This is a genomic window from Streptomyces spinosisporus, from assembly GCF_022698145.1.
Lineage (GTDB): Bacteria > Actinomycetota > Actinomycetes > Streptomycetales > Streptomycetaceae > Streptomyces > Streptomyces spinosisporus.
Window position 1 is genome coordinate 59,136 of the sequence record NZ_JALDAX010000006.1, and the last position, 19,329, is coordinate 78,464.

General features: G+C 69.5%; 15 protein-coding genes. 7 read left to right on the forward strand and 8 right to left on the reverse strand.

Translation table 11 applies throughout. The annotated features are described in order from the left end of the window. Nucleotides 1-148: 148 nt before the first annotated feature. Together MQN93_RS17675 and MQN93_RS17680 are read left to right on the forward strand one after the other, a co-directional pair. Nucleotides 149-2,947: a helix-turn-helix transcriptional regulator gene (locus tag MQN93_RS17675; protein WP_242710219.1), complete on the forward strand. Its 2,799-nt coding sequence runs from the start codon at nucleotides 149-151 to the stop codon at nucleotides 2,945-2,947. A 224-nt stretch (nucleotides 2,948-3,171) separates the two neighbouring features. Continuing rightward, complete coding sequence (locus MQN93_RS17680) at nucleotides 3,172-3,855, forward strand: sigma factor (RefSeq protein ID WP_016430272.1); 684 nt, start codon at nucleotides 3,172-3,174, stop codon at nucleotides 3,853-3,855. Here the strand turns inward: MQN93_RS17680 and MQN93_RS17685 are convergent. From MQN93_RS17685 to MQN93_RS17720, 8 genes are all read right to left on the reverse strand, one after another. Beyond that, nucleotides 3,840-4,229 carry a DUF3099 domain-containing protein gene (locus MQN93_RS17685; protein WP_308404339.1) on the reverse strand — a complete coding sequence of 130 codons (390 nt, stop codon included), beginning with the start codon at nucleotides 4,227-4,229 and terminating at the stop codon, nucleotides 3,840-3,842. The genes MQN93_RS17680 and MQN93_RS17685 overlap by 16 nt on opposite strands. Before the next feature lie 131 nt (nucleotides 4,230-4,360). After that, nucleotides 4,361-5,737 carry a M24 family metallopeptidase gene (locus MQN93_RS17690; RefSeq protein WP_242710221.1) on the reverse strand — a complete coding sequence of 459 codons (1,377 nt, stop codon included), beginning with the start codon at nucleotides 5,735-5,737 and terminating at the stop codon, nucleotides 4,361-4,363. A 115-nt stretch (nucleotides 5,738-5,852) separates the two neighbouring features. After that, entirely contained in the window at nucleotides 5,853-7,133 is a 1,281-nt protein-coding gene (locus MQN93_RS17695; RefSeq protein ID WP_242710222.1) for a dihydrolipoamide acetyltransferase family protein, read from the reverse strand. Then, the gene (locus tag MQN93_RS17700; protein WP_242710223.1) at nucleotides 7,126-9,312 is read right to left on the reverse strand and encodes an alpha-ketoacid dehydrogenase subunit alpha/beta; all 2,187 of its coding nucleotides are present in this window, start codon (nucleotides 9,310-9,312) and stop codon (nucleotides 7,126-7,128) included. Before MQN93_RS17700 ends, MQN93_RS17695 begins: the two co-directional genes overlap by 8 nt. A gap of 9 nt (nucleotides 9,313-9,321) precedes the next feature. Then, nucleotides 9,322-9,771: a VOC family protein gene (locus tag MQN93_RS17705; RefSeq protein WP_242710224.1), complete on the reverse strand. Its 450-nt coding sequence runs from the start codon at nucleotides 9,769-9,771 to the stop codon at nucleotides 9,322-9,324. Nucleotides 9,772-9,829: 58 nt separating this feature from the next. Continuing rightward, nucleotides 9,830-10,450 carry a carboxymuconolactone decarboxylase family protein gene (locus MQN93_RS17710; protein ID WP_242710225.1) on the reverse strand — a complete coding sequence of 207 codons (621 nt, stop codon included), beginning with the start codon at nucleotides 10,448-10,450 and terminating at the stop codon, nucleotides 9,830-9,832. A gap of 45 nt (nucleotides 10,451-10,495) precedes the next feature. Beyond that, a complete protein-coding gene (locus MQN93_RS17715; RefSeq protein ID WP_242710226.1) occupies nucleotides 10,496-11,359 on the reverse strand; it encodes an NAD(P)-dependent oxidoreductase in 864 nt (287 codons plus the stop codon). A gap of 22 nt (nucleotides 11,360-11,381) precedes the next feature. Then, on the reverse strand, nucleotides 11,382-12,188 hold the full coding sequence (locus tag MQN93_RS17720; RefSeq protein WP_242710227.1) for an SDR family NAD(P)-dependent oxidoreductase: 807 nt from the start codon (nucleotides 12,186-12,188) through the stop codon (nucleotides 11,382-11,384). Nucleotides 12,189-12,410: 222 nt separating this feature from the next. Here MQN93_RS17720 and MQN93_RS17725 point away from each other — a divergent pair, with 222 nt between their 5' ends. The 5 genes from MQN93_RS17725 (at nucleotide 12,411) to MQN93_RS17745 (ending at nucleotide 19,321) form a co-directional block, all read left to right on the forward strand. Continuing rightward, the gene (locus MQN93_RS17725) at nucleotides 12,411-13,262 is read left to right on the forward strand and encodes a methylenetetrahydrofolate reductase (protein ID WP_242710228.1); all 852 of its coding nucleotides are present in this window, start codon (nucleotides 12,411-12,413) and stop codon (nucleotides 13,260-13,262) included. A gap of 3 nt (nucleotides 13,263-13,265) precedes the next feature. Then, a complete protein-coding gene (locus MQN93_RS17730; RefSeq protein WP_242710229.1) occupies nucleotides 13,266-14,612 on the forward strand; it encodes an aminomethyl transferase family protein in 1,347 nt (448 codons plus the stop codon). A gap of 59 nt (nucleotides 14,613-14,671) precedes the next feature. After that, nucleotides 14,672-15,529 (forward strand): formyltetrahydrofolate deformylase, encoded by an 858-nt coding sequence (gene purU, locus MQN93_RS17735; RefSeq protein WP_242710230.1) that lies wholly within the window; start codon nucleotides 14,672-14,674, stop codon nucleotides 15,527-15,529. 89 nt (nucleotides 15,530-15,618) lie between these two features. Next, nucleotides 15,619-16,125 carry a VOC family protein gene (locus tag MQN93_RS17740; RefSeq protein WP_016430298.1) on the forward strand — a complete coding sequence of 169 codons (507 nt, stop codon included), beginning with the start codon at nucleotides 15,619-15,621 and terminating at the stop codon, nucleotides 16,123-16,125. 163 nt (nucleotides 16,126-16,288) lie between these two features. After that, the gene (locus tag MQN93_RS17745; RefSeq protein ID WP_242710231.1) at nucleotides 16,289-19,321 is read left to right on the forward strand and encodes an AfsR/SARP family transcriptional regulator; all 3,033 of its coding nucleotides are present in this window, start codon (nucleotides 16,289-16,291) and stop codon (nucleotides 19,319-19,321) included. Nucleotides 19,322-19,329 lie beyond the last annotated feature (8 nt).

A 19,329-nucleotide genomic window follows, 5' to 3' on the forward strand; every position in this document is an offset into this window, starting at 1 on the left:
TGACAGTCTTCGGGGATTTTTCGGCGTGGAGTGCGCCACCGTTCCCGGACAGCGCGGGCGGGGTGTGCTGGGTATCGTTGCAAGGCTCGTTCCGACACCGTCGAGGGACGCTTTTTCCTCCCCGGATCCCGCCAAGGAGCCGCGTCGCATGATCGCCAGCCCGCTTCCCGATCTGGTCGGCCGGCAACGCGAGTGCGCGGCGCTCGACGATCTGCTGGTCGGCCTGCGCGAGGGCGCATCGCGGGTCCTGGCGCTCCGCGGCGAGGCCGGCATCGGGAAGTCGGTGCTTCTGGAGTACGTGGCCGCGCAGGCATCCGGGCTGAACGTGACCCGGGCGCGCGGCATCGAGGCCGACATGGAGCTGCCCTACGCGAGCCTGCACCAGCTGTGTGCGCCGTTCCTGGACGAGCTGGAAGAGCTCCCGGGGCCCCAACGCGACGCCCTGCGCGTGGCGTTCGGCATGGCGGCCGGGGACCCGCCCGACCGTTTCCTGGTCGGCCTCGCCGTGCTCTCCCTGCTCACCCGGGCCTCCGAGCCCCGGCCGCTGCTCGTCCTCGTCGACGACGCGCAGTGGCTGGACCAGGTGTCCCTGCAGACCCTGGAGTTCGTGGCCCGGCGGCTGCTCGCGGAGGCGGTCGCGATGGTGTTCGCGGTACGCGACCCCGAGGGGCAGGCCGCGCTCGGCGGTCTGCCGGAGCTGCGGATCGGCGGTCTCGACAGCGCGGCAGCCGGTGAGCTCCTCGAGGCCACCGTCGGCGGCCGGCTGGAGCAGCGGGTCCGGGACCGGTTCGTGGCCGAGATGCACGGCAACCCGCTGGCGCTGCTCGAGTTCTCCCGCGGCCGCAGCGCCGCCGAACTGGCGTACGGCATGGACGCGTCGAGTTCGCCGGGCGTCCAGGGGCCGGTCGCGAGCCGGGTCGAACAGGACTTCGCCGGCCGGCTCGTGTCGCTGCCGGAGGTGACCCGGACCCTGCTGCTGATCGCCGCGGCGGAGCCGGTCGGCGACGCGCGTCTGCTGGTCCGCGCGGCGGCCTCGCTCAAGGTCACGCCCGATGCCGCACCGGCCAAGGCGGCCGGGCTGATCGAGTTCGGTGAGTCCGTACGGTTCCGGCACCCGCTGGTGCGGTCGGCGGTCTACCACGGAGCCGAGCCCGAGGAGCGCCGGGCGGTGCACCGGGCGCTGGCCGAGGCCACGGACCCGGTCCTCGACCCCGACCGGCGCGCCTGGCACGCCGCCCAGGCGGCCGACGGGCCGGACGAGGACGTGGCCGCGGGGCTGGAGCAGGCCGCCGACCGTGCGCGTCGGCGCGGCGGCATCGCGGCCGAAGCGGTACTGCTGGAGCGCGCGACCGAGGTGACGCCGGACCCCTGGCCGCGTGGCCGCCGGGCTCTTGCGGCGGCCGAGGCCCACTTCTCGGCCGCCGCACCCGACCGCGCCTCGGAGCTGGCGGCCGTGGCGGAGATGTATCCCCTCACCGCCCTGGACCGCGCCCGCCTGGCGCGCCTGCGGGCCAGGCTCCTCTTCGCCCGCAGCCGCAGCGACGAGGCGGCGCCCCTGCTCCTGGAAGCCGCCGCACAGTTCACTGCGGCCGGATCCCCACTGGCGCGGGAGACGTACCTGGAAGCGATCAGCGCGACCATCTTCGCGGGCCGGGTGCACGGCCCGACGGGCGCCCGCGCCGCCGCGATCGCGGCCCGGGGATCCGGTGCGCCCTCGTCCGGTTCCCTGGCCGCGGACCTGTTGCTGGACGGTGTGGCGGCGCTCCTCACCGACGGCAACGAGACCGGTGTCCCGGCCCTGCGCGACGCGTTGGAGCCGCTCGCGCGCGAGGAGCTCGGCACCCGCGAGGCGACAGTGCGGTGGCTCCTGCTGGCTCCGGTCGCGCTCGAAGCGTTCATTCACTACGCCTGGGACCTGCACGCATGGGACACGCTGTCGAGTCGCGCGGTGCGCCTGGCCCGCGACATCGGGGCGCTCGGCACGCTGCCGCCCGCGCTGATCTACGCCGGCGGGGTGCACATCCACTACGGCGACTTCGCCAAGGCGGACCGGATGATCGAGGAGGCCGACGCGATCGCCGCCGCGACCGGCCACGCCCCGCACAAGTACGCGGCGCTCGTCCTGGCCGCGTGGCGGGGCGAGGCGGATGTGGCGGCCGCCCTCATCGAAGAGGCCACGAAGAGGGCCGTGCAACGGGGCGAGGCGGGCCTGCTGGGCGCCATGGGCTACATCCAGGGTGTGCTGTTCAACGGCCTGGCCCGCTACGAGGAGGCCATGGTGGCCGCTCGCACCGGCGTCGAGCACGACGGGTTCAACTTCACGGGCCTGTCGCTCGTCGAGCACGTCGAGGCCGCGGCCCGGTGCGGCGAGCTCGACCAGGCCCGCGCCTCACTGGCCCGGCTCGTCGAACTGACCCGAGCCGCCGATTCCGGCTGGGCCCGCGGCGCGAGCGCCCGCAGCCAGGCTCTGCTCACCGACGGTGACGAGGCCGACCGGTTGTACCGGACCGCGATCGAGGAGTTCGGCCGCGGCGGTGTCGCCGTGGAGGTCGCCCGCAGCCATCTGCTGTACGGCGAGTGGCTGCGCCGCGGACGCCACCGCGCTCTGGCGCGCGAACACCTTCGTACGGCTCACGAGATGTTCGCCGCGATGCCGGCCCACGCGTTCGCCGAGCGGGCCCGCCGCGAACTGATCGCCACCGGCGAGCACGTCCGGACGCGCAGTGCCACGCCCGCGAGCACCCTCACCCCCCAGGAGACCCAGGTCGCGACGCTCGCCGCCGAGGGCATGACGAACGCGCAGATCGGTGCGGAACTGTTCATCAGCCCGCACACCGTGGAATGGCATTTGCGCAAGGTGTACGCGAAGCTCGGGATCACCTCACGTCGCTCGTTGCCGGACGCTCTCGCAGGCGCCGGAAGCGCCGGCACCGTGAACGCCGGCTGAAGACCGGCGCGGGCACCTCTTCTCCCGGGGCCGGCCCCCGCTGCGGGGGCCCTCCGGGGCGTCCCTCCCTCTGCACACCCCCGTGGACCCCCCGGGCGCCCCCGTGGCCCCCCGGGGTCCCCACGGACTCGACCACGGACACCAAGGGCGCGGTGAGCAGTGCCGCGATCCGAAGGTGGAGCCATCGCCCTCAAGGGGCGCCGCCCACCGACAAGGAGTGCCCGATGTCCGCGCCAACCCTGGAGGCCACGACACCGACCGAACACCCGGTCGCAAGCCCGTCCTCGACCGATGACGACCTGGACCACGCCCTCGACATCTATCTGGCCGAGCGGCGGCGGCTGTTCCGTATCGCCTACCAGATCCTCCAAGACGTCGCGGGAGCCGAGGACGTGCTCCAGGAGGTGTGGCTGCGCTGGCAGCTCACGTACCGCCCGAAGGTCGAGAGTCCGGCCGCCTACCTCACCACGACCACGACCCATCTCGCGCTCAACGTCGTCCAGTCCGCACGACACCGCCACGAGACACCGACCGAGCCGCATCTGGTCAACCGCGACGACCGGGCCGCCCAGGATCCCTCACTGCGTGCCGAGCAGACAGCGGCGATCGAGGACGCTCTGGCCCTGCTCATGTCGCGGCTGACACCGGACGGCCTTGCCGCCTATGTGCTGCGCAAGGCCTTCGGCTACGCCTACGCCGAGCTCGCGCGGCTGCTTCGGGTCAGCGGGCCGAACGCACGGGTCCTGGTCTCGCGCGCGCAGGGCCGTCTGACGAGCGGCCGCGTGCGGCCGGTTTCCCCCGAGTCGCACCGTCGCCTCGTCGTCGCGTTCCGGACCGCGGCCGGCACCGGAGACCTCGAGGACCTCACCCACCTGCTCGCCGCGCACACGCCCTACTGCGCGGCGTGACCCGGTTCGCGGCCCTCACGGAAGGCCGACGCGTCTCGGCCTGCCGGTCCCGCGGAAGTGCCCGCCGGCAGGGCGGCCGGTACCACCGCATCCCACGGTGCGACCACGGTCGTCGCAGGCAGGGAGGGCGGCTGCTCCCGGCCCGCGTTCGCGATCACCACGGCGACGTACGGGAGCAACAGGCCCAGCACCAGCGCCGCCGCGGCGACATACCGCTCCACGTCCCACAGCACGATCGCGAGAACCACCGCGAGGGTGCGGACGGCCATCGCCATCACATACCGCCGCTGCCGTCCGCGTACATCCTCCGCGAGCGCGGTCCGGGCGCCGGTGATCCGGAACACCTGAACCTTGCCGCTCCCGTGTCGGTGCATCACAGTCCACTCTCCGTCCATGGCACTCCTGGGCCCGTTGGCGGGTCCTCACGAGATAGACACGGCAGGAGAGTCAGTTGTGACATGGCGGGCCGTCCGGACCAGGCTCACTGCGGGGTTCGACACGCTCGTCAGGTCGTCGACCGCAGGGACGAGGTGTTCAGGTGGGACTGCGAGTCACGCTCGGCCGGCAGCGGTCCCGAGACAGTGAAATAGCGCTGCCCGGCGACCAGGAGGTCCTCCGCGGGAAACTTGGTGATCACCTCGCACCCGTCGGCGGTGACCACGAGTTCCTCCTCGATCCGGGCCGCTCCCCAGCCGTCCTTGGACGGCCAGTAGGTCTCCAGCGCGAACACCATGCCTTCCTCGATGACCTCCGGGTGTTCGAGGGAGACCAGTCGGGAGAACACCGGCTTCTCCCAGATCGACAGTCCGACACCGTGGCCGTACTGCAGCGCGAAGGCCGCTTCCTCGTCGGCGAAGCCGAACTCCTGCGCCGTCGGCCACACCGACACGATGTCGGCGGTCGTCGCTCCGGGTCGTACGAGACTGATCGCCTCGTCCATGTACTCCCGGCACCGCGTGTAGGCGTCGCGTTGGGCGGAGGAGGCGCTGCCGACGGCGAACGTGCGGTAGTAGCACGTGCGATAGCCGTTGTAGCTGTGCAGGATGTCGAAGAACGCCGGGTCCCCGGGGCGCACGATGCGGTCCGAGAACACATGGGGGTGCGGTGCGCACCGCTCTCCGGAGATCGCGTTGACGCCTTCGACGAACTCCGACCCGAGGTCGTAGAGCGTCTTGGCCACCACGCCCACGCACTCGTTCTCGCGCACGCCGGGCCGCAGGAACTCGTAGAGGTTCTCGTAGGCCGCGTCGACCATCGAGCACGCCTGGGTGAGCAGCAGGATCTCGTCGCGCGTCTTGATGCGCCGGGCCTCCAGGAACACCTGCTGGCCGTCGACCACCGTGATGCCCGCGTGCTGCAGGGCCGCCAGGACCGGCAGCTCGATGACATCGACGCCCAGCGGCTCGTCGAGCAGTCCGTACAGTTCGAGTTCCTGCCTGATCTTGTCGGCCACCAAGTCGCCCATTCCGACCAGGGGGTTGATGGCACCGCGCAGGGTCGAGATGCCGGCGCGGGCTCCGCTCGGGTTGCGCGCATCGGCTCCATGGTGGGCCGCGTGCGGATCACCGTCCGAGTGGGCCCGGGAGTAATCCAGCCACGGGTTGTACAACTGATGGTGCCGGGCGGCCGAACCGAAGTCCCAGACGATCGGCTCGCCTCCCCTGACCAGCAGCGAGAAGCGGATCATCTTGTCGACGGCCCAGGTGCCGATGTGGGTCGAGGTCATGTAGCGGATGTTGGCGAAGTCGAAGGCCAGGACGGCGCCGAGGTCCGACTGCTCCAGGGACGCGCGAAGACGGGCCAGCCGCTCTTCGCGCAGCCGGTCGAGGTCGATCCTGGTCTCCCAGTCGACCGCGTTCGGACCAAACGTCGGAATCGCCATCACAAGTCCCTCTGCCGATCGGGCAGCCGCGGATGATCAAACTGAGCAGGCGTCGCCCGGCTGCACACAACGACCCTGCTTTGTGCGCCACTTGACGGATGGCGTTCTCCGGAGCTCACAACAGGATGCGGAGCGGGTTTTCGAGCACGTCGACAAAAGCCTTCAACCACTGGGCGGCGACGGCCCCGTCCACGCTTCGGTGGTCGACGGCCAGGGTCAGGCGCAGCATGGTCGCGACCGTGACCGCGCCTTCCTCCACGACCGCTTCCTGCCGCGCTGCACCGACGGCGAGGATGGCCGCCTGGGGCGGGTTGATGATCGCCGCGAAGTCCTCGGTGCCGTACATGCCGAGGTTGGTGATCGTGATCGTGCCGCCCTCCAGCTCGTCCTGGCGGAGGCGGCGCTCCTTCGCGCGGTTGATCAGGTCCTTCGTCGCCATGGCGACACCTGTCATGGACAGGGAGTCGACGCCGCGGACCACGGGGGTGACCAGACCGGCATCGGTGGCGACGGCCACCGCGATGTCCACGCCCGAGAAGTGCCGGATCGAGGTGTCGTTCCACTGCACGTTCATCTCGGGCACGCTTGCGTGCGCGGACGCGATCGCCTTGACCAGCAGGTCGTTGATCGACACCTTCACGTCCTGGCCGGTGTTGATCCGCTGACGCAGCTGAAGCAGGGCGTCCACGCGCGCGCCGGCGCGCAGGTAGAAGTGCGGCGTGTTCCGCTTGCTCTCCGTCAGCCGTCGGGCGATGGCGTTGCGCATCCGTGTGTTGGGCACATCCACGAAACCCGCCCCCGACGCCGGAAGTTCGGCCTCCTGGTCCTTCGTCCTAACGTTCGTCGACACGACGTTCCCGGCGCTCGCCGACGCAGCAGCCGCCTCGATGTCACGTCGCCGAATGCGTCCGTGCGGACCGGTCCCCACCACCGCGGTCAGGTCGATGTCGAGCTCACGGGCGAGCCGCCGCGCCAGAGGACTGGCGAAGGTACGTTCCCCGCCGTCCCGTTCGGGCTCGGTGGTCGTGTCGGCGGCCGGGCCGGCCGGCGGTTGCGGCTCTGGCGGCGCCGACGGGGACGTGGTCGCTGGAGCAGCGGGCGGGGCCTGTCCATCGCCCAACGAAGCGATGAGGGCGTCCACTTGGGATGCGGGCTCGTCCGACGTCCCCCAGACGGCGATCGGCGTGCCGACCTCCACGGTCGTGCCCGCGTCCACGAGGATGCGCAGCAGTACGCCCTCGCTCTCGGCCTCCACATCGACCGCGGCCTTCTCCGTCTCCACCGTGACGAGGGAATCCCCGGCCGCGTAGGGGGTGTTCACGGGGACGTTCCAGGACTCCAGGATCGCCTCGGTGCTGTTGGCGGCGACCTCGGGCATGCGCAGAATCTCAGCCATTGCCCTGCTCCTGCATGTCACGGAGCTTGGATACGACGTCCTCCGTGGAGGCGAACGCGGCACGCTCCAGGACCTTGCTGATGCTCGGGGACGCCTCACGGCCGGTCACGCGCTCGATCGGGGCGTCGAGCCAGTCGAACAGCCGGCGCTGGATCTCGTCGGCGAGCCAGCCGCCGTAGGAGGTGCCGAGGGCGCCCTGCTCGGCGATCAGCACGTTGTTGGTCTTCCTCACCGACCGGGTGATCGTTTCCCAGTCGAGGCCGGCCCGGTCGAGCCAGCGCAGATCGATGACCTCGGCGTCCACACCCGTCTGCTCGACGGCGTCGAGGACCGCCGGTGTCATCGCCAGATAGGTGATGACCGTCAGGGCCGCTCCCTCGCGACGAACGGCTGCCTTGCCGACCGGCAGGTAGTGGTCGTGGTTCTCCGCCAGTCCAGGACCCGTGGAGTTGTACAGGTCCACGTGCTCCAGCACCAGGACCGGGTCGTCGCAGGCCAGTGCCGTGTTCATCAGGCCGACGTAGTCGAACGGCGTGGACGGGGCCACGATCCGCCAGCCGGGCGCCGTGGCGAAGATGCCGGCGGGGTCCATCGAGTGCTGCGATCCATAGCCGGTGCCGGTGGCGACCTTGCTGCGCAGGACGAACGGCACCTTGCCGTCGCCGCCGAACATGTGGCGCGCCTTGCCGATCTGGTTGAAGAGCTGGTCCGCCGCCACCCACATGAAGTCCGCGTACATGAACTCGACGATCGGACGGAACCGGCCGTCCATGGCCAGTCCCCCACCCAGGCCTGCGAACGCGTTCTCCGATATCGGCGTACCGAGCACACGGTCGGGGAACGCCTCGCTCAGACCGCGGGTGGCACCGTTGGTACCGCCGTTGAGCCGGTGCACGTCCTCGCCCATCACCAGGACGCGGGGATCGGTCTCCAGACGGCGCTTCATCACGCCGGCGACGGCGCCGATGAACTTGACCTCGGTCAGTTCGTCGGCGAAGTCCTCCGCGTCGGTGAACTCGATCGCGGCGAGTTCCGACAGGTCGCCCCGGATGCCGTCGTCGACGAAGGCCGGATCGGGCCACTCGGAGGGGACGATGCGCCGTTCTCCCTGCTTGCCGCCCGGCCGTGGCTCCAGGACAACGTCGCCGAGGTCGGCCATCAGGGCCTTGGCCCGCGCGAGTGTCTCCGAGACCGCCTTCTTGCTGAGGATCCGACGGCGCGTCAGATGGCCCACGATGGTGTCGATCGGGTCGCGAGAGCGCCACCGCGCTTCTTCTTCCTTGGTGCGATAGCGAAACGCCGAACCGGGGAAGGGGCCGTTCTGGTGGAAGTAGCGGTACACATCGGCCTCGATCATGGTCGGGCCCTTACCGCTTCGCATGTGGGCGAGTGCTTCCTGCGTCACCAGGTACACGGCCAGCGGATCCATGCCGTCGACCTTCCAGCTCCGGATGCCGAAGCCCGGGCCCCGGCCCGACAACCGTGGTTCGGCGGTCACTTCGGACACATGGGTGGAGACGGCGTACAGGTTGTTCTCGACGAAGAAGCACAGGGGCAGCGACCAGGCCGCCGCGAGATTGAGGGTCTCCAGCGTGGATCCGATGTTGATCGCACCGTCGCCGAAGAACGTGAAGGTCGCCGCCCGGGTGCCGGCCGCCTTGTGGGCGCAGGCGGATCCGGCCGCGAGGGGTACGCCACCGCCGACGACGGCGTTGGTGCCGATGGCGCCGGCCTCGTGCCACTGGAGGTGCATGCTGCCGCCCCGCCCGTGGCTGAAGCCCTGGTCCAGTCCGCAGATCTCGCGCAGGCTGCGCAGGAGTGCGGTGCGTACATCCTCGGGGAACGGCTTTCTCGGGTCGATGCCCTTCGGGTGGAGATGGGCGAGCACCTTGGCGAGGAACTGGTGATGGCCTCGATGTGAACCGTTGACGGTGTCCTCGGACGTCAGGGCATAGCAGGCACCGACCGCCCCACCCTCCTGACCGATGCTGGAGTGCACGGGACCGTGGATGAGTCCGTCCGCGGCCAGCTCCAGCAGGTATTCCTCGAAGGTCCGGATGAGTACGAGCTGGCTGAACATGCCCGTCAACAGGTCCGGGTCCGCGGCGTCCCAGTCGTCCTTGGTGACGACGAACTCCGACCACGCGGCGTTGGCTTCGAGTGTGTGTTCCGCAGGCATGGGACCCCTTCAGTTCGAGGCCGCGTCGGCCTGGATTCCCTTGATCAGACCGGTGGACTGACCCACCTCGATCAGATAGCCGTCCGGGTCGCGCAGATAGCAGCGCAGCTCGGAGGTGCGGTCGATGGGTTCGGTGAGAAAGCGGGCGCCTTGGGCGACGGCGTGCGCGTGGAACGCGGCCATGTCGGCAACGCGTACGTTGAGAAAGCTGGTCACCGGATCGCCCCTGCGGGGCACTTGCAGGGTGACGTCCGGCTTGTCGGGGGTGGGCCCGCCGCCGGGGTTCATGATGATCCAGCTGTTGGCGACCTTCACGATCGCCGGGTTCTCCTCCATCACGACCTCTCCGTCGAAGACGTCGGCGTAGAACCGGCGCGAGACGGCGACATCACTCACCGTCAGGAAATGGGTGAGGAGAAGGCCGTGTTCTGGTGCGGGGAGATCCTTGGGAGATGCCATCGGTCCTCGTCCCTTCGGTGCGTCGATGTTCTCCGGTGCACGCCATCGGTGTGCACCATCAGTGACCGAGTACGTCCCGGGTGTGTGACACACCGGTCACGGCGGCGTCCACCGCGGCAGGCGGCTCTCCGAGGTCGAGATCGAAGTCCATGACCCGGTGGAATCGGCTCAGGGCGTTCCACAGGCCCACGGACATGACGAGCTCGACGAGTTCCCGCGGGGTGAAGGCGTCCCGCACCTCTGCCAGCAGCTCCCCGTCGACCCCGGTCACGCTCTGCCCACGGGTGGTTTCCGGGAGGTCGAGGGTGAGGGCGCGGGTGAAGCGCAGGGCCAGCCGCTCCCTGTCGGTGAACGCCGCGAAGTCGCCGGTGGCGAGCCGTTCCAGGTCGGCCTCGCTGATGCCCTTGTTCAAGGCCGAGTAGCAGCGGTGGCTCACCGAGTACCGGCAGTGGTTCAGCAACGAGACGTGGACCGCGGTGAGTTCCTTGATACGGGTGTCCAGTTCGCCCGGTCCGGTGACGGAGCGGATGAACGGCAGGTAGGTCGAGAACATGCCCGGACAGTGGGCGATGGCCAGCCATGTGTTCAGCAGAGTGCCGAACGTCTCCTCGCCCGCTTCGAGCAGCGGACGGTCGGTCGCGTCGACGTCTTCTTTCGACACCAGGGGCACGAGCGCCATGGTGGAACCCTCCTCGGGTCGGATGGTGTTGGGCGGATCCGCAGGTCAGGCTTTCCGCACGACTTCTGCGATCGACGCCCAGTCGTGATCGGTCAGGGCCTGATCGATCGCGGATCGGAAGACTCCCTGCAGTGCGGACATCGAGGGCAGTTGCAGTCCCACCGCATCGGCGGCGGCAGCGGCCAGGGCCAGGTCCTTGCTGCCCAGTGCGGTGCGGAAGCCGGCCGGGAAGTAGTCGCGGTCCGCCATGGACCTGCCGTAACCCTGGTACACCGGGCCCGGGAACAGGGTGCCCGCGATCAGCTCTCGTAGATCGTCGGCGTCGATTCCGTACCGCTCGGCCAGCGTGAAGCCTTCCGCCATCGCCTCCAGCGCGTGAATGATCAGCAGGTTCATGGTGATCTTCACCGCGTTGGCCTGCCACGGCTGGTCGCCGACCCGCCAGGTCCGCCGGCCGATCGCCGAGAACACGGCTTCCAGGCTGTCGATCGACTCGCCGTCCCCGGCCGCGAGCAGATTGAGCTGCCCTGCCTCGGCCACCGCCGGACGCCCCAGCACGGGGACCGCCAGATAGCCGACTCCAGCAGCCGCATGCCGCTCGGCCAGAGCGCGCCCGGCCGCGACCGAGAGCGTCGACATACTCACGTGGACGGCATGGGACCCCACTTCGGTGAGCACCGTGTCGTCGAAGACGGCGGCGACGGCGGCGTCATCGGCGAGCGACGACAACACCGGTCCGGCGGCGAAGAGTTCGACAACGGAAGCGGCGGGTTCGGCACCCAGCGCCACGAGTTCGTCGACTGCCTCTGCAGACCGGTTCCACACCGTCACCCGGTGTCCTTCGGCGAGTAGGCGGCGGGCCATGCCACGTCCCATGTTGCCGAGACCGGCAACCGACACCTGTGCCATGCGAAAGTCCCCTCCCAGAGCCTCAGATGACCGACTTGCCGAGCCCGCCGTCGACCTGAAGGGTCTGGCCGGTCACATAGGTGGCGAGGTCCGAGGCCAGATAGAGCGCGGCCGCCGCGATCTCCTCGGGGCGCGCCCATCGGCCGAGCCGGATGCCGAGGTTCTCGACCATCCCGTCCCGCACCTGCTCGGGGGTGATGCCCTTCGCCTCGGCGGTGGCCGCGTGCCGGTCCTTCCAGACCTGCGTCAGGGTCATGCCGGGCGAGATGGCGTTCACCAGCACTCCCTGCGGTGCGGCTTCGGCGGCCAGGTAGCTGGTCAGGGCGACCACCGCCGCGTTCACCGCGGCCGCCACCCCGATGTTCGGGACCAGGACGTGCGCGGCCATGCCGGCGATGTTGATGATGCGGCCGGTGCCCTCCTTCTCGATCAGCGGAAGAGCGGCACGGGCGACGCGCAGATAGCCGACCGTCTTGGCGTCCAGGGCGTCGCTCACCACCGCCTCATCCGCCTCGGCCAGGGCGCTCACGGCCAGCAGCGGGGCGGCGGAGTTGACGACGATGTCCAGCCGCCCCTGCCACGCGTGCACCTGACGCACGGCGTCGGTCACCGCGTCGTCCTCGTTGACATCCGCGACCACGGTCAGCACCGGACTGTCGCCGCCCGCGGCGATCTGCTCCGCGGCCGACTCCAGCTTCGCCTTCGTACGGCCCAGGATCGCCACGGCGGCGCCTTGGGCGTGCAGGGCTTCGGCCACCGCGAGGCCGAGGCCACTGCCACCTCCGGTGATGAGTGCCGTCCGGCCGTCCAGTCGAATCCCAAGCGTCATTGCCGTATTTCTCCGTCCGTGTATTCCACCGCGTGACGCGAGCAGCGCCGTTTGTCGAGCGTGGCCCGCGGGCGGCTGGTCGGCAAGGCCGGCTAACGGGCGGATAACCGCGCAGAAAATTCAATAAACAGGCGGCTAACGACCGCCGACTTACGGTCTCGGTCGACCGCAACACGTGTGTCGGATTCGATGTGCTCCAGCTGAAGAAGGCGGAACAACACCATGGCGCGATCTGCCGACCCGGATAAATCCGTCGACTCTGTCGTACGTGAAGCCGGCATCGAAGTCATCCCCCTGAAGGGAGCGGAGGAGAAGGTGTCGCTCGTGCCGGCCGGCACGACCGTCAGCATCACCTGCTCACCGAGATTCGGGCTGTCGCGCACGCTCGATCACGTCGCGGCGGCCCGCCGGTCGGGACACCGAGTGGTGCCGCATCTGGCGGCCCGCATGGTCGAGGACCGGCGGCACCTGCGGGATTTCGTACGCACGGTGAACGACCTCGGAGTCGACGAGCTGTTCGTGATCGGCGGCGACGGCGAGGAACCCGTCGGTACATTCACCGAGGCCGCGGACATACTGCGGGAACTGGGCGAGTTCGACCACGAGTTGTCGCGGATCGGCGTCGGCTGCTATCCGGAGGGCCACCCGAGGATCTCGGACGAGGCACTGTTCGACGCATTGCAGCGCAAGCAGCAGTACGCCGACTACATGGTCAGCCAACTCTGCTTCGACGCGCACGCCCTGGCCGGATGGCTGCGTTCCGCGCGTGCCCGGGGGGTGACCCTGCCACTGCGCATCGGCGTCGCGGCCCCCCTGCAGATCAGGAAGTTGATCGAGCTCTCGATCAAGATCGGCGTGGGCCAGTCCGTGCGGTTCCTTTCCAAGCAGCACGGTCTCGTCGGGAATCTGCTGCTCGGTCGCTCCTACGAGCCCCTGGACCTTCTGCTCGCTCTGCAGCAGGAAATGCCCTTCTCGGAATTCACCGTCGAAGGCCTGCATCTGTTCTCCTTCAATCAGGTGCAGCCCACACTCGAATGGTTGTCCCGCGCCGGTGGCGCAGAAAAGGCCGGTTGATTCATGAACCTGGAAGAGAAGATCCAAAAAGCCGGGGATGTCGTGGCCATGCTGCGCGACGCGCCGCAGGGTCCGTACATCTACCCGATGCGCGCCGAGTACACCAACTGGCGGGACGAGCAACGGGCATGGCAGGAGACAGCGGTGCTCTTCGACCAGTCCCACCACATGACGGACATCTACTTCAAAGGGCCTGACGCGCTGCGTCTGATGTCGGACCTGGGCGTGAACGGGTTCAAGAACTTCGGCCGGAACAAGGCGAAGCAGTTCATCGCGTGCAATCACGACGGGTATTTCGTCGGTGACGCCATTCTGTTCGCCTTCGAGGACGACGAGTTCAGTCTGGTGGGCCGACCGGTCGCGCCCAACTGGGCTGCCTTTCACGCCGAGGCGGGCAACTACCGCGTCACGGTCACCCGCGACGAGCGGTCCGTCGCCAACGACGGCAGGCGGCTCACCTTCCGCTTCCAGCTCAACGGCCCCGCCACCCACCGCATCGTCGAGAAGGCGGCCGGAGCCCCGCTTCCGCGGATCCCGTTCTTCGCCATGGGCGAGATCGCGATCGCCGGCGTGCCCATCCGGGCCCTCAACCACACCATGGTCGGCATCCCCGGGCAGGAGTTCACCGGCCTCGAACTGGTCGGGCCCTCGGAACACGGCGAGACCGTCCTTGCGGCACTGCTCGCCGCGGGTAAGGAGTTCGGACTGCGCCAAGGCGGCGCACGAGCCTATCCGTCCACCGCCATCGAGTCGGGCTGGATCCCCGCGCCGGTGCCCGCCCTCTACACCCGGGAGTCCATGAGGCCGTTCCGGGAGTGGCTGTCGGGTGAGGGCTTCGAGGCGAACGCCTCCATCGGCGGCAGCTTCGTGTCGGACGACATCGAGGACTACTACGTCACTCCGTGGGACCTCGGCTACGGACACGTCATCAGGTTCGACCACGACTTCATCGGAAAGGCCGCCCTGCAGCGGATGGCGGACCAACCGCACCGCAAGAAGGTGTGGTTGCGCTGGCACGACCGGGACGTCGCGGAGCTGATCGCCGACAGCCTGTTCGGTGCCGGGCCGCACGCGAAGTACCTGGAGATGCCGGTGTCCAACTACGCCACCGGAACCTACGACAAGGTCCTCGCGGACGGGCGCCTGGTGGGCATCTCCGCCAACAACGGCTACACCGTCAACGTCGGAGGCTGGTCCTCCCTCGGCATGGTGGACGAGCGCGAGGCGATCGACGGCCGTGAGGTGACGATCGTCGTCGGCGAGGAGAACGGCGGTTCGGCCAAGCCCACCGTCGAACGCCATGTCCAGCGCCACATCAGGGCCACGCTCCGCGTCCGCCCGCTGGTGTGACCGGGGCGAGCCGCAAGGCGTCCGGACTCCTCCACCCACCGTCAAGGACGTGATCACCCATGAGCGGGACACACTATGTCCTCACCCTGACCTGTCCCGACCGGCCGGGCATCGTGCACGCCGTGTCGACCTTCCTGCTCGGGAACGGCTGCACCATCGTCGAGAGTCAGCAGTTCGTCGAGTGCGAAGCCGGCAGGTTCTTCATGCGGATCGAGTTCGAGTCGCTCGACCCGCGGACCACGATCGACACCCTGCGCGCCGGCTTCACCGGCGTGCCGGAGCGATTCTCCATGGAATGGCGGCTGTTGGACGACACCAGAAGACAGCGCATCCTCATCATGGTGAGCCGGTATGGGCACTGCCTCAACGACCTGCTGTTCCGTGCCCACAACGGCGGGTTGCACGCCGACATCGCGGCGGTGGTGTCCAACCACACCGACCTGCGCTACCTGGCCGAGACCTACGGCGTGCCCTACCACCACGTCCCGGTCTCCCCGGACACCAAACCGGCCGCCGAGAAGGAGCTCTTCGACCTGGTCGAGGACCTCGACGTGGACCTCGTGGTGCTCGCCCGCTACATGCAGATCCTCTCCCCGGACCTGTGCAAGAAGCTGGAGGGGCGGGCCATCAACATCCACCACTCGATGCTGCCCAGCTTCAAGGGTGCCCGGCCCTACGACCAGGCCCACGCCAGGGGCGTGAAGATCGTGGGCGCCACCGCCCACTATGTGACCCCGGACCTCGACGAGGGTCCGATCATCGAGCAGGAAGTGGCCCGCATCGACCACTCCATGACGGCGGCCGAGGCAACCACGCTCGGCCGGGACGTCGAGTGTCTGGCACTGTCCCGCGCCGTCCGCTGGCACACCGAGAACCGTGTGCTGCTCGACGGGAATCGGACCGTGGTCTTTCCCTGACCCCGCAAGGGCACGCACGTCGACACCGTCGACATGCACATCAGCAGGCACGACATGCGCGTCACCAGCATCAACCGGAGGACTTCCCCATGCCCCCTGTTCCCGGGCTCACCCGCGTCGACCACTTCGGGATCACGGTGCCCGATCTGGACCAGGCACGCGCCTTCTTCGAGGACGTGCTCGGCTTCGAGTACCTGTACCGGCTCGGCCCGCTCAGGGACGACACGGGACACTGGATGAGCGAGCACCTCAATGTGCACGACCGGGCCACGTCACCCCGCATCTACTTCTTCCGCATCGGCGGTCAGGCGATCCTCGAGGTCTTCGAATACGAGTCCCCCGACCAGCGGCTGGAGCCCCCGCGCAACAGCGACATCGGCGGACACCATCTCGCGCTGTACGTCGACGACATCGACGCGGCAGCCGCCGACCTGCGGGAACGCGGCTTGAGGGTGCTGGGTGACCCGACGGCCAGCAAGGGCCCGCACGAGGGCCAGCGCTGGGTCTACTTCCTGTCACCGTGGGGGTTGCAGTGCGAGTTGGTCTCCTACCCCCATGGCAAGGCGTACCTCCGCGATCCCGCCGCCTTCGACTGACCAGGAACACAACCGTGCCGCCGTGCCGATGACACCCCTGTTAACCACGGCGAAACCGCGCTTGACCGGTGACACGGTGACGTAGACCCTCGACGTCGTGGGATCGCACGGTCGCTGTAGGTCCGGCGACGCGCTGTGCGGACTTCGAGTTAGGCGGGCCACGGTGGACGATGCTCACGGTTCCGGTGCCGGCAACCGGCGGATGGTGATCCGGCGCAAGCTCGCGGCCCCCGACCCCGAGGCCGACACCGTGCGGCGGGACCGGCTGACGCAGCGCATCCGCTCTCTCGTCGAGCACCATCGGGTGGTCACGGTGTGCGCGAGCGCCGGCGGCGGCAAGACCACCGCTGTCGCCCAGGCCCTGCACGGCCTCGATCGCCCTGTGGCGTGGCTGTCGCTCGACGGCACGGAGCGGGCACCCGGCCGGTTGCTGGTCTACCTCGAGGCCGCCGTGGAACCCCACGTCCCCGCGGCAGGACAGGTCGCGTCCGACGCGCTGCGCGACGGCATCGAGTTCGGCGAGGCCGCAGGGCTGCTGGCCGAGAGCCTGCAGGGAAGCGAGCTGGTTCTCGTGTGCGACAACGTCGAGCGGATCACGGTCGACGAGGGTTCGGTCGACGTCCTGTCGGCACTCGCCCGGTACCTGCCCGCCGATGTCAACCTGGTGCTGATCTCCCGCACCGGGGTGCCGCTGGAGTTCGGCTCGATCGGCGGACGGTCCCGCGTGGGCGAGCTGGGCGAGGAGGATCTCGCGTTCGACCCCGACGAGGCCGCGGCGGCCCTGCGCCTGACCGGCCACGGCGACGTCGATGTCCAGCAGGTCGTCGACCTCACCGGCGGCTGGGTGGCAGGGGTCCTGTTCGAGGGCTGGCGCACGGCCGGGGTGGCCGATCACAGGGCCGACGCCCTGCGCGACTACCTGTCGGCCAACATCTTCCGCACCCTCTCCCCCACCGAGCGCACGTTTCTGCTGCACACCAGCCCGCTGGCGGAGATCTCGGTCGCCGACGCCCAGGCGCTGGGCCGGATGGACGCGGCCCGCACGATGGCCCGTCTGCGGTCGAAGCGACTGCCCGCCCGCTGGTCGAGGGACGGAACCCGCCTGACACCGCACCCGCAGTTCAGGGAGTTCCTGGTCGACGAACTGGCCCGCACCGAGGATCCGGATCGCATCCGTCGACTTCACCGGCTTCATGCGGAGCTTCTCGTGCGGCAGGGGGCGCTGGAGGAGGCCGTGGATGCGCTTCTGCGCCTGGGTGACACGGAGGGGGCGTGGCAGCAAGCGGCGGTCGCACTTCCGGACCTGGTGGCCCGGATGGACTTCGCCTCTGCGGCCCGGTGGCTGGACGCACTGGACGTCTCCGCCAGGAAGCCGACCCCGGAGGTCGGCACCGTGGTGTTGCGTGTGTCGTTCGCGCTCGAACAGTGCGGGCGCGGCAACGCACTGCTGGACCGGCACGGCTATGACTGGCTGCCCGGTCCCGACTCACCGTATTTCGAGGAGGCGTTGCTGCTCGCCGCGTGGTGCCAGTGGCATTCCGGCCGCCTCGGTGAAGCCCGCGCGCTCACCGAACGCCTGCCCGCCGGACGCGCCCGCGAGGTCGCCGAAAACATGCTGGCACTGGCCGACGGGGGCTCGCCGCCGTTCCCCGCCTATGCGCCGGCGCCGTCCGGCACGGGCGACGGGCTGCTGATGCGGATCGGGTATTTCCGTGGCCGGCTCCAGGGGATGGACCGGCCGGCCAGGTGCGAACCGTGGCGCAGTGTGCTCGGCGCGCCGTGGATCATCGCAGGACTTCGTGCGACAGGTCGTCTCAACGAGGCCATGGCGATGTACGAGGTACGCCGGGAGTCGTGGCAGCCTCCCTGGCTGCACGCGTTCGACGCGGTCGACCTGATGATCGACCTCGGCCGCCACGACGAGGCGTGGGCCGCGCTGGAGCGCGGCCGTCGGCTGATCGCCGACACGGGCTCACGGCTGTATCACGTGTTCGGGCTGCTCAATGAGGCGAAACTGTGTCTACGGCTGGATCACGACACCGAGGCCGCCGACCGCGCGCTCGCCGACGCCCTGGCGAGCGGCGCCGCGGACTACGCGTTCAGCCGGGAGCTGTACCAGCTGTGGCGGGGACTCTCCCTGCTGCTGCGCGACCGCAACGCCGAGGCACGTACGGAACTGGAGGCCTGTGTCGCGAGCATGCGGGTCGGCGACCGGCGGCTGGAACTGGCCACCGCCGCGGCCTATCTCGCGGAGGCGTACTGGCGGCTCGGCGAGGAGGAGGCGTCGGACGCGGCAGCCGAGCTGGCTCTTGCCGAGTCCGCCGCCCAGGGATCACAGCATCTGCTGCTCACCGCGCTGACCGACGTCCCCGCCGTGGCGGTGCGGGAGGCGGACGCCTCCCCCACGCGGATGTCGCGCTGGCACGAGATCACCGCCGCGCTGTCCGGTCAGGACGCGCTGCGGGTGGTCCCGAGGGCTCCGCGCCTGCTGCTGGAGGAGTTCGGCGAACCCGTCCTGACCCTCGACGGGAACCAGGTTCAGGTCCGGCTCAGCAAGAGCGTGGAGCTGCTCAGTTATCTCATCGGGGCCGGACGCGAGGTGTCGAGGCAGGAGCTTCTGGACGCGTTGTTCGACAGTCGTAACGACGCCGCCGGCCGCAGCTATCTGCGCCAGGCTCTGCACCGGCTGCGCGAGGTGCTTCCCGAGGCACTCGTCCCCCGGCAGGACGGTGACCGGTTCTCCCTCGCCTCCCCCGATCTGGTCCGCGGCACGACGCAGACGGTGCTGGACGCGCTGGTCGAGGCCGATCACCAGGACGGGGAGGTTCGGATGGGCACGCTGCGCGACGCGCTGGCCCGTGCCGACCGCGGTCCGTATCTGGCTCCCCTGCCGGGTCTGTGGGTGGAACAGCGCCGTGCCGAGATCGGTGAACGGGTCACGGGCGGCCGTATCGAAGCGGCGAAACTGGCGTTCCGGCTCAGCAGGTACCGCGAGGCGCGGCGGCTCGTGGACCAGGTGCTGACGACGAGTCCGTACCGTGAACAGGCGTGGCAGCTGGCGATCTCCCTGGCGCACGCCAGCGGCGACGACGACTCCGTGCTGACCCTGTACCAGCGCTACCGGGTGGCCATGCGTGAGTTCGGGGTCGCACCGTCCGCGGAGATGCGCCGGCTCGTCACCCAGCTGCGACGTTGAGCCGGGGC

What these genes read in the sequence shown, in the direction of transcription:
- MQN93_RS17685 (WP_308404339.1), bottom strand. Translation starts at nt 4,229, where the DNA reads ATGCACCGACACGGGAGCGGCAAGGTTCAGGTGTTCCGGATCACCGGC.
- MQN93_RS17695 (WP_242710222.1), bottom strand. Translation starts at nt 7,133, where the DNA reads ATGGCTGAGATTCTGCGCATGCCCGAGGTCGCCGCCAACAGCACCGAG.
- MQN93_RS17690 (WP_242710221.1), bottom strand. Translation starts at nt 5,737, where the DNA reads ATGGCGATTCCGACGTTTGGTCCGAACGCGGTCGACTGGGAGACCAGG.
- MQN93_RS17715 (WP_242710226.1), bottom strand. Translation starts at nt 11,359, where the DNA reads ATGGCACAGGTGTCGGTTGCCGGTCTCGGCAACATGGGACGTGGCATG.
- MQN93_RS17675 (WP_242710219.1), top strand. Translation starts at nt 149, where the DNA reads ATGATCGCCAGCCCGCTTCCCGATCTGGTCGGCCGGCAACGCGAGTGC.
- MQN93_RS17740 (WP_016430298.1), top strand. Translation starts at nt 15,619, where the DNA reads ATGCCCCCTGTTCCCGGGCTCACCCGCGTCGACCACTTCGGGATCACG.
- MQN93_RS17730 (WP_242710229.1), top strand. Translation starts at nt 13,266, where the DNA reads ATGAACCTGGAAGAGAAGATCCAAAAAGCCGGGGATGTCGTGGCCATG.
- MQN93_RS17720 (WP_242710227.1), bottom strand. Translation starts at nt 12,188, where the DNA reads ATGACGCTTGGGATTCGACTGGACGGCCGGACGGCACTCATCACCGGA.
- MQN93_RS17705 (WP_242710224.1), bottom strand. Translation starts at nt 9,771, where the DNA reads ATGGCATCTCCCAAGGATCTCCCCGCACCAGAACACGGCCTTCTCCTC.
- MQN93_RS17710 (WP_242710225.1), bottom strand. Translation starts at nt 10,450, where the DNA reads ATGGCGCTCGTGCCCCTGGTGTCGAAAGAAGACGTCGACGCGACCGAC.
- MQN93_RS17725 (WP_242710228.1), top strand. Translation starts at nt 12,411, where the DNA reads ATGGCGCGATCTGCCGACCCGGATAAATCCGTCGACTCTGTCGTACGT.
- MQN93_RS17680 (WP_016430272.1), top strand. Translation starts at nt 3,172, where the DNA reads ATGTCCGCGCCAACCCTGGAGGCCACGACACCGACCGAACACCCGGTC.
- purU (WP_242710230.1), top strand. Translation starts at nt 14,672, where the DNA reads ATGAGCGGGACACACTATGTCCTCACCCTGACCTGTCCCGACCGGCCG.
- MQN93_RS17700 (WP_242710223.1), bottom strand. Translation starts at nt 9,312, where the DNA reads ATGCCTGCGGAACACACACTCGAAGCCAACGCCGCGTGGTCGGAGTTC.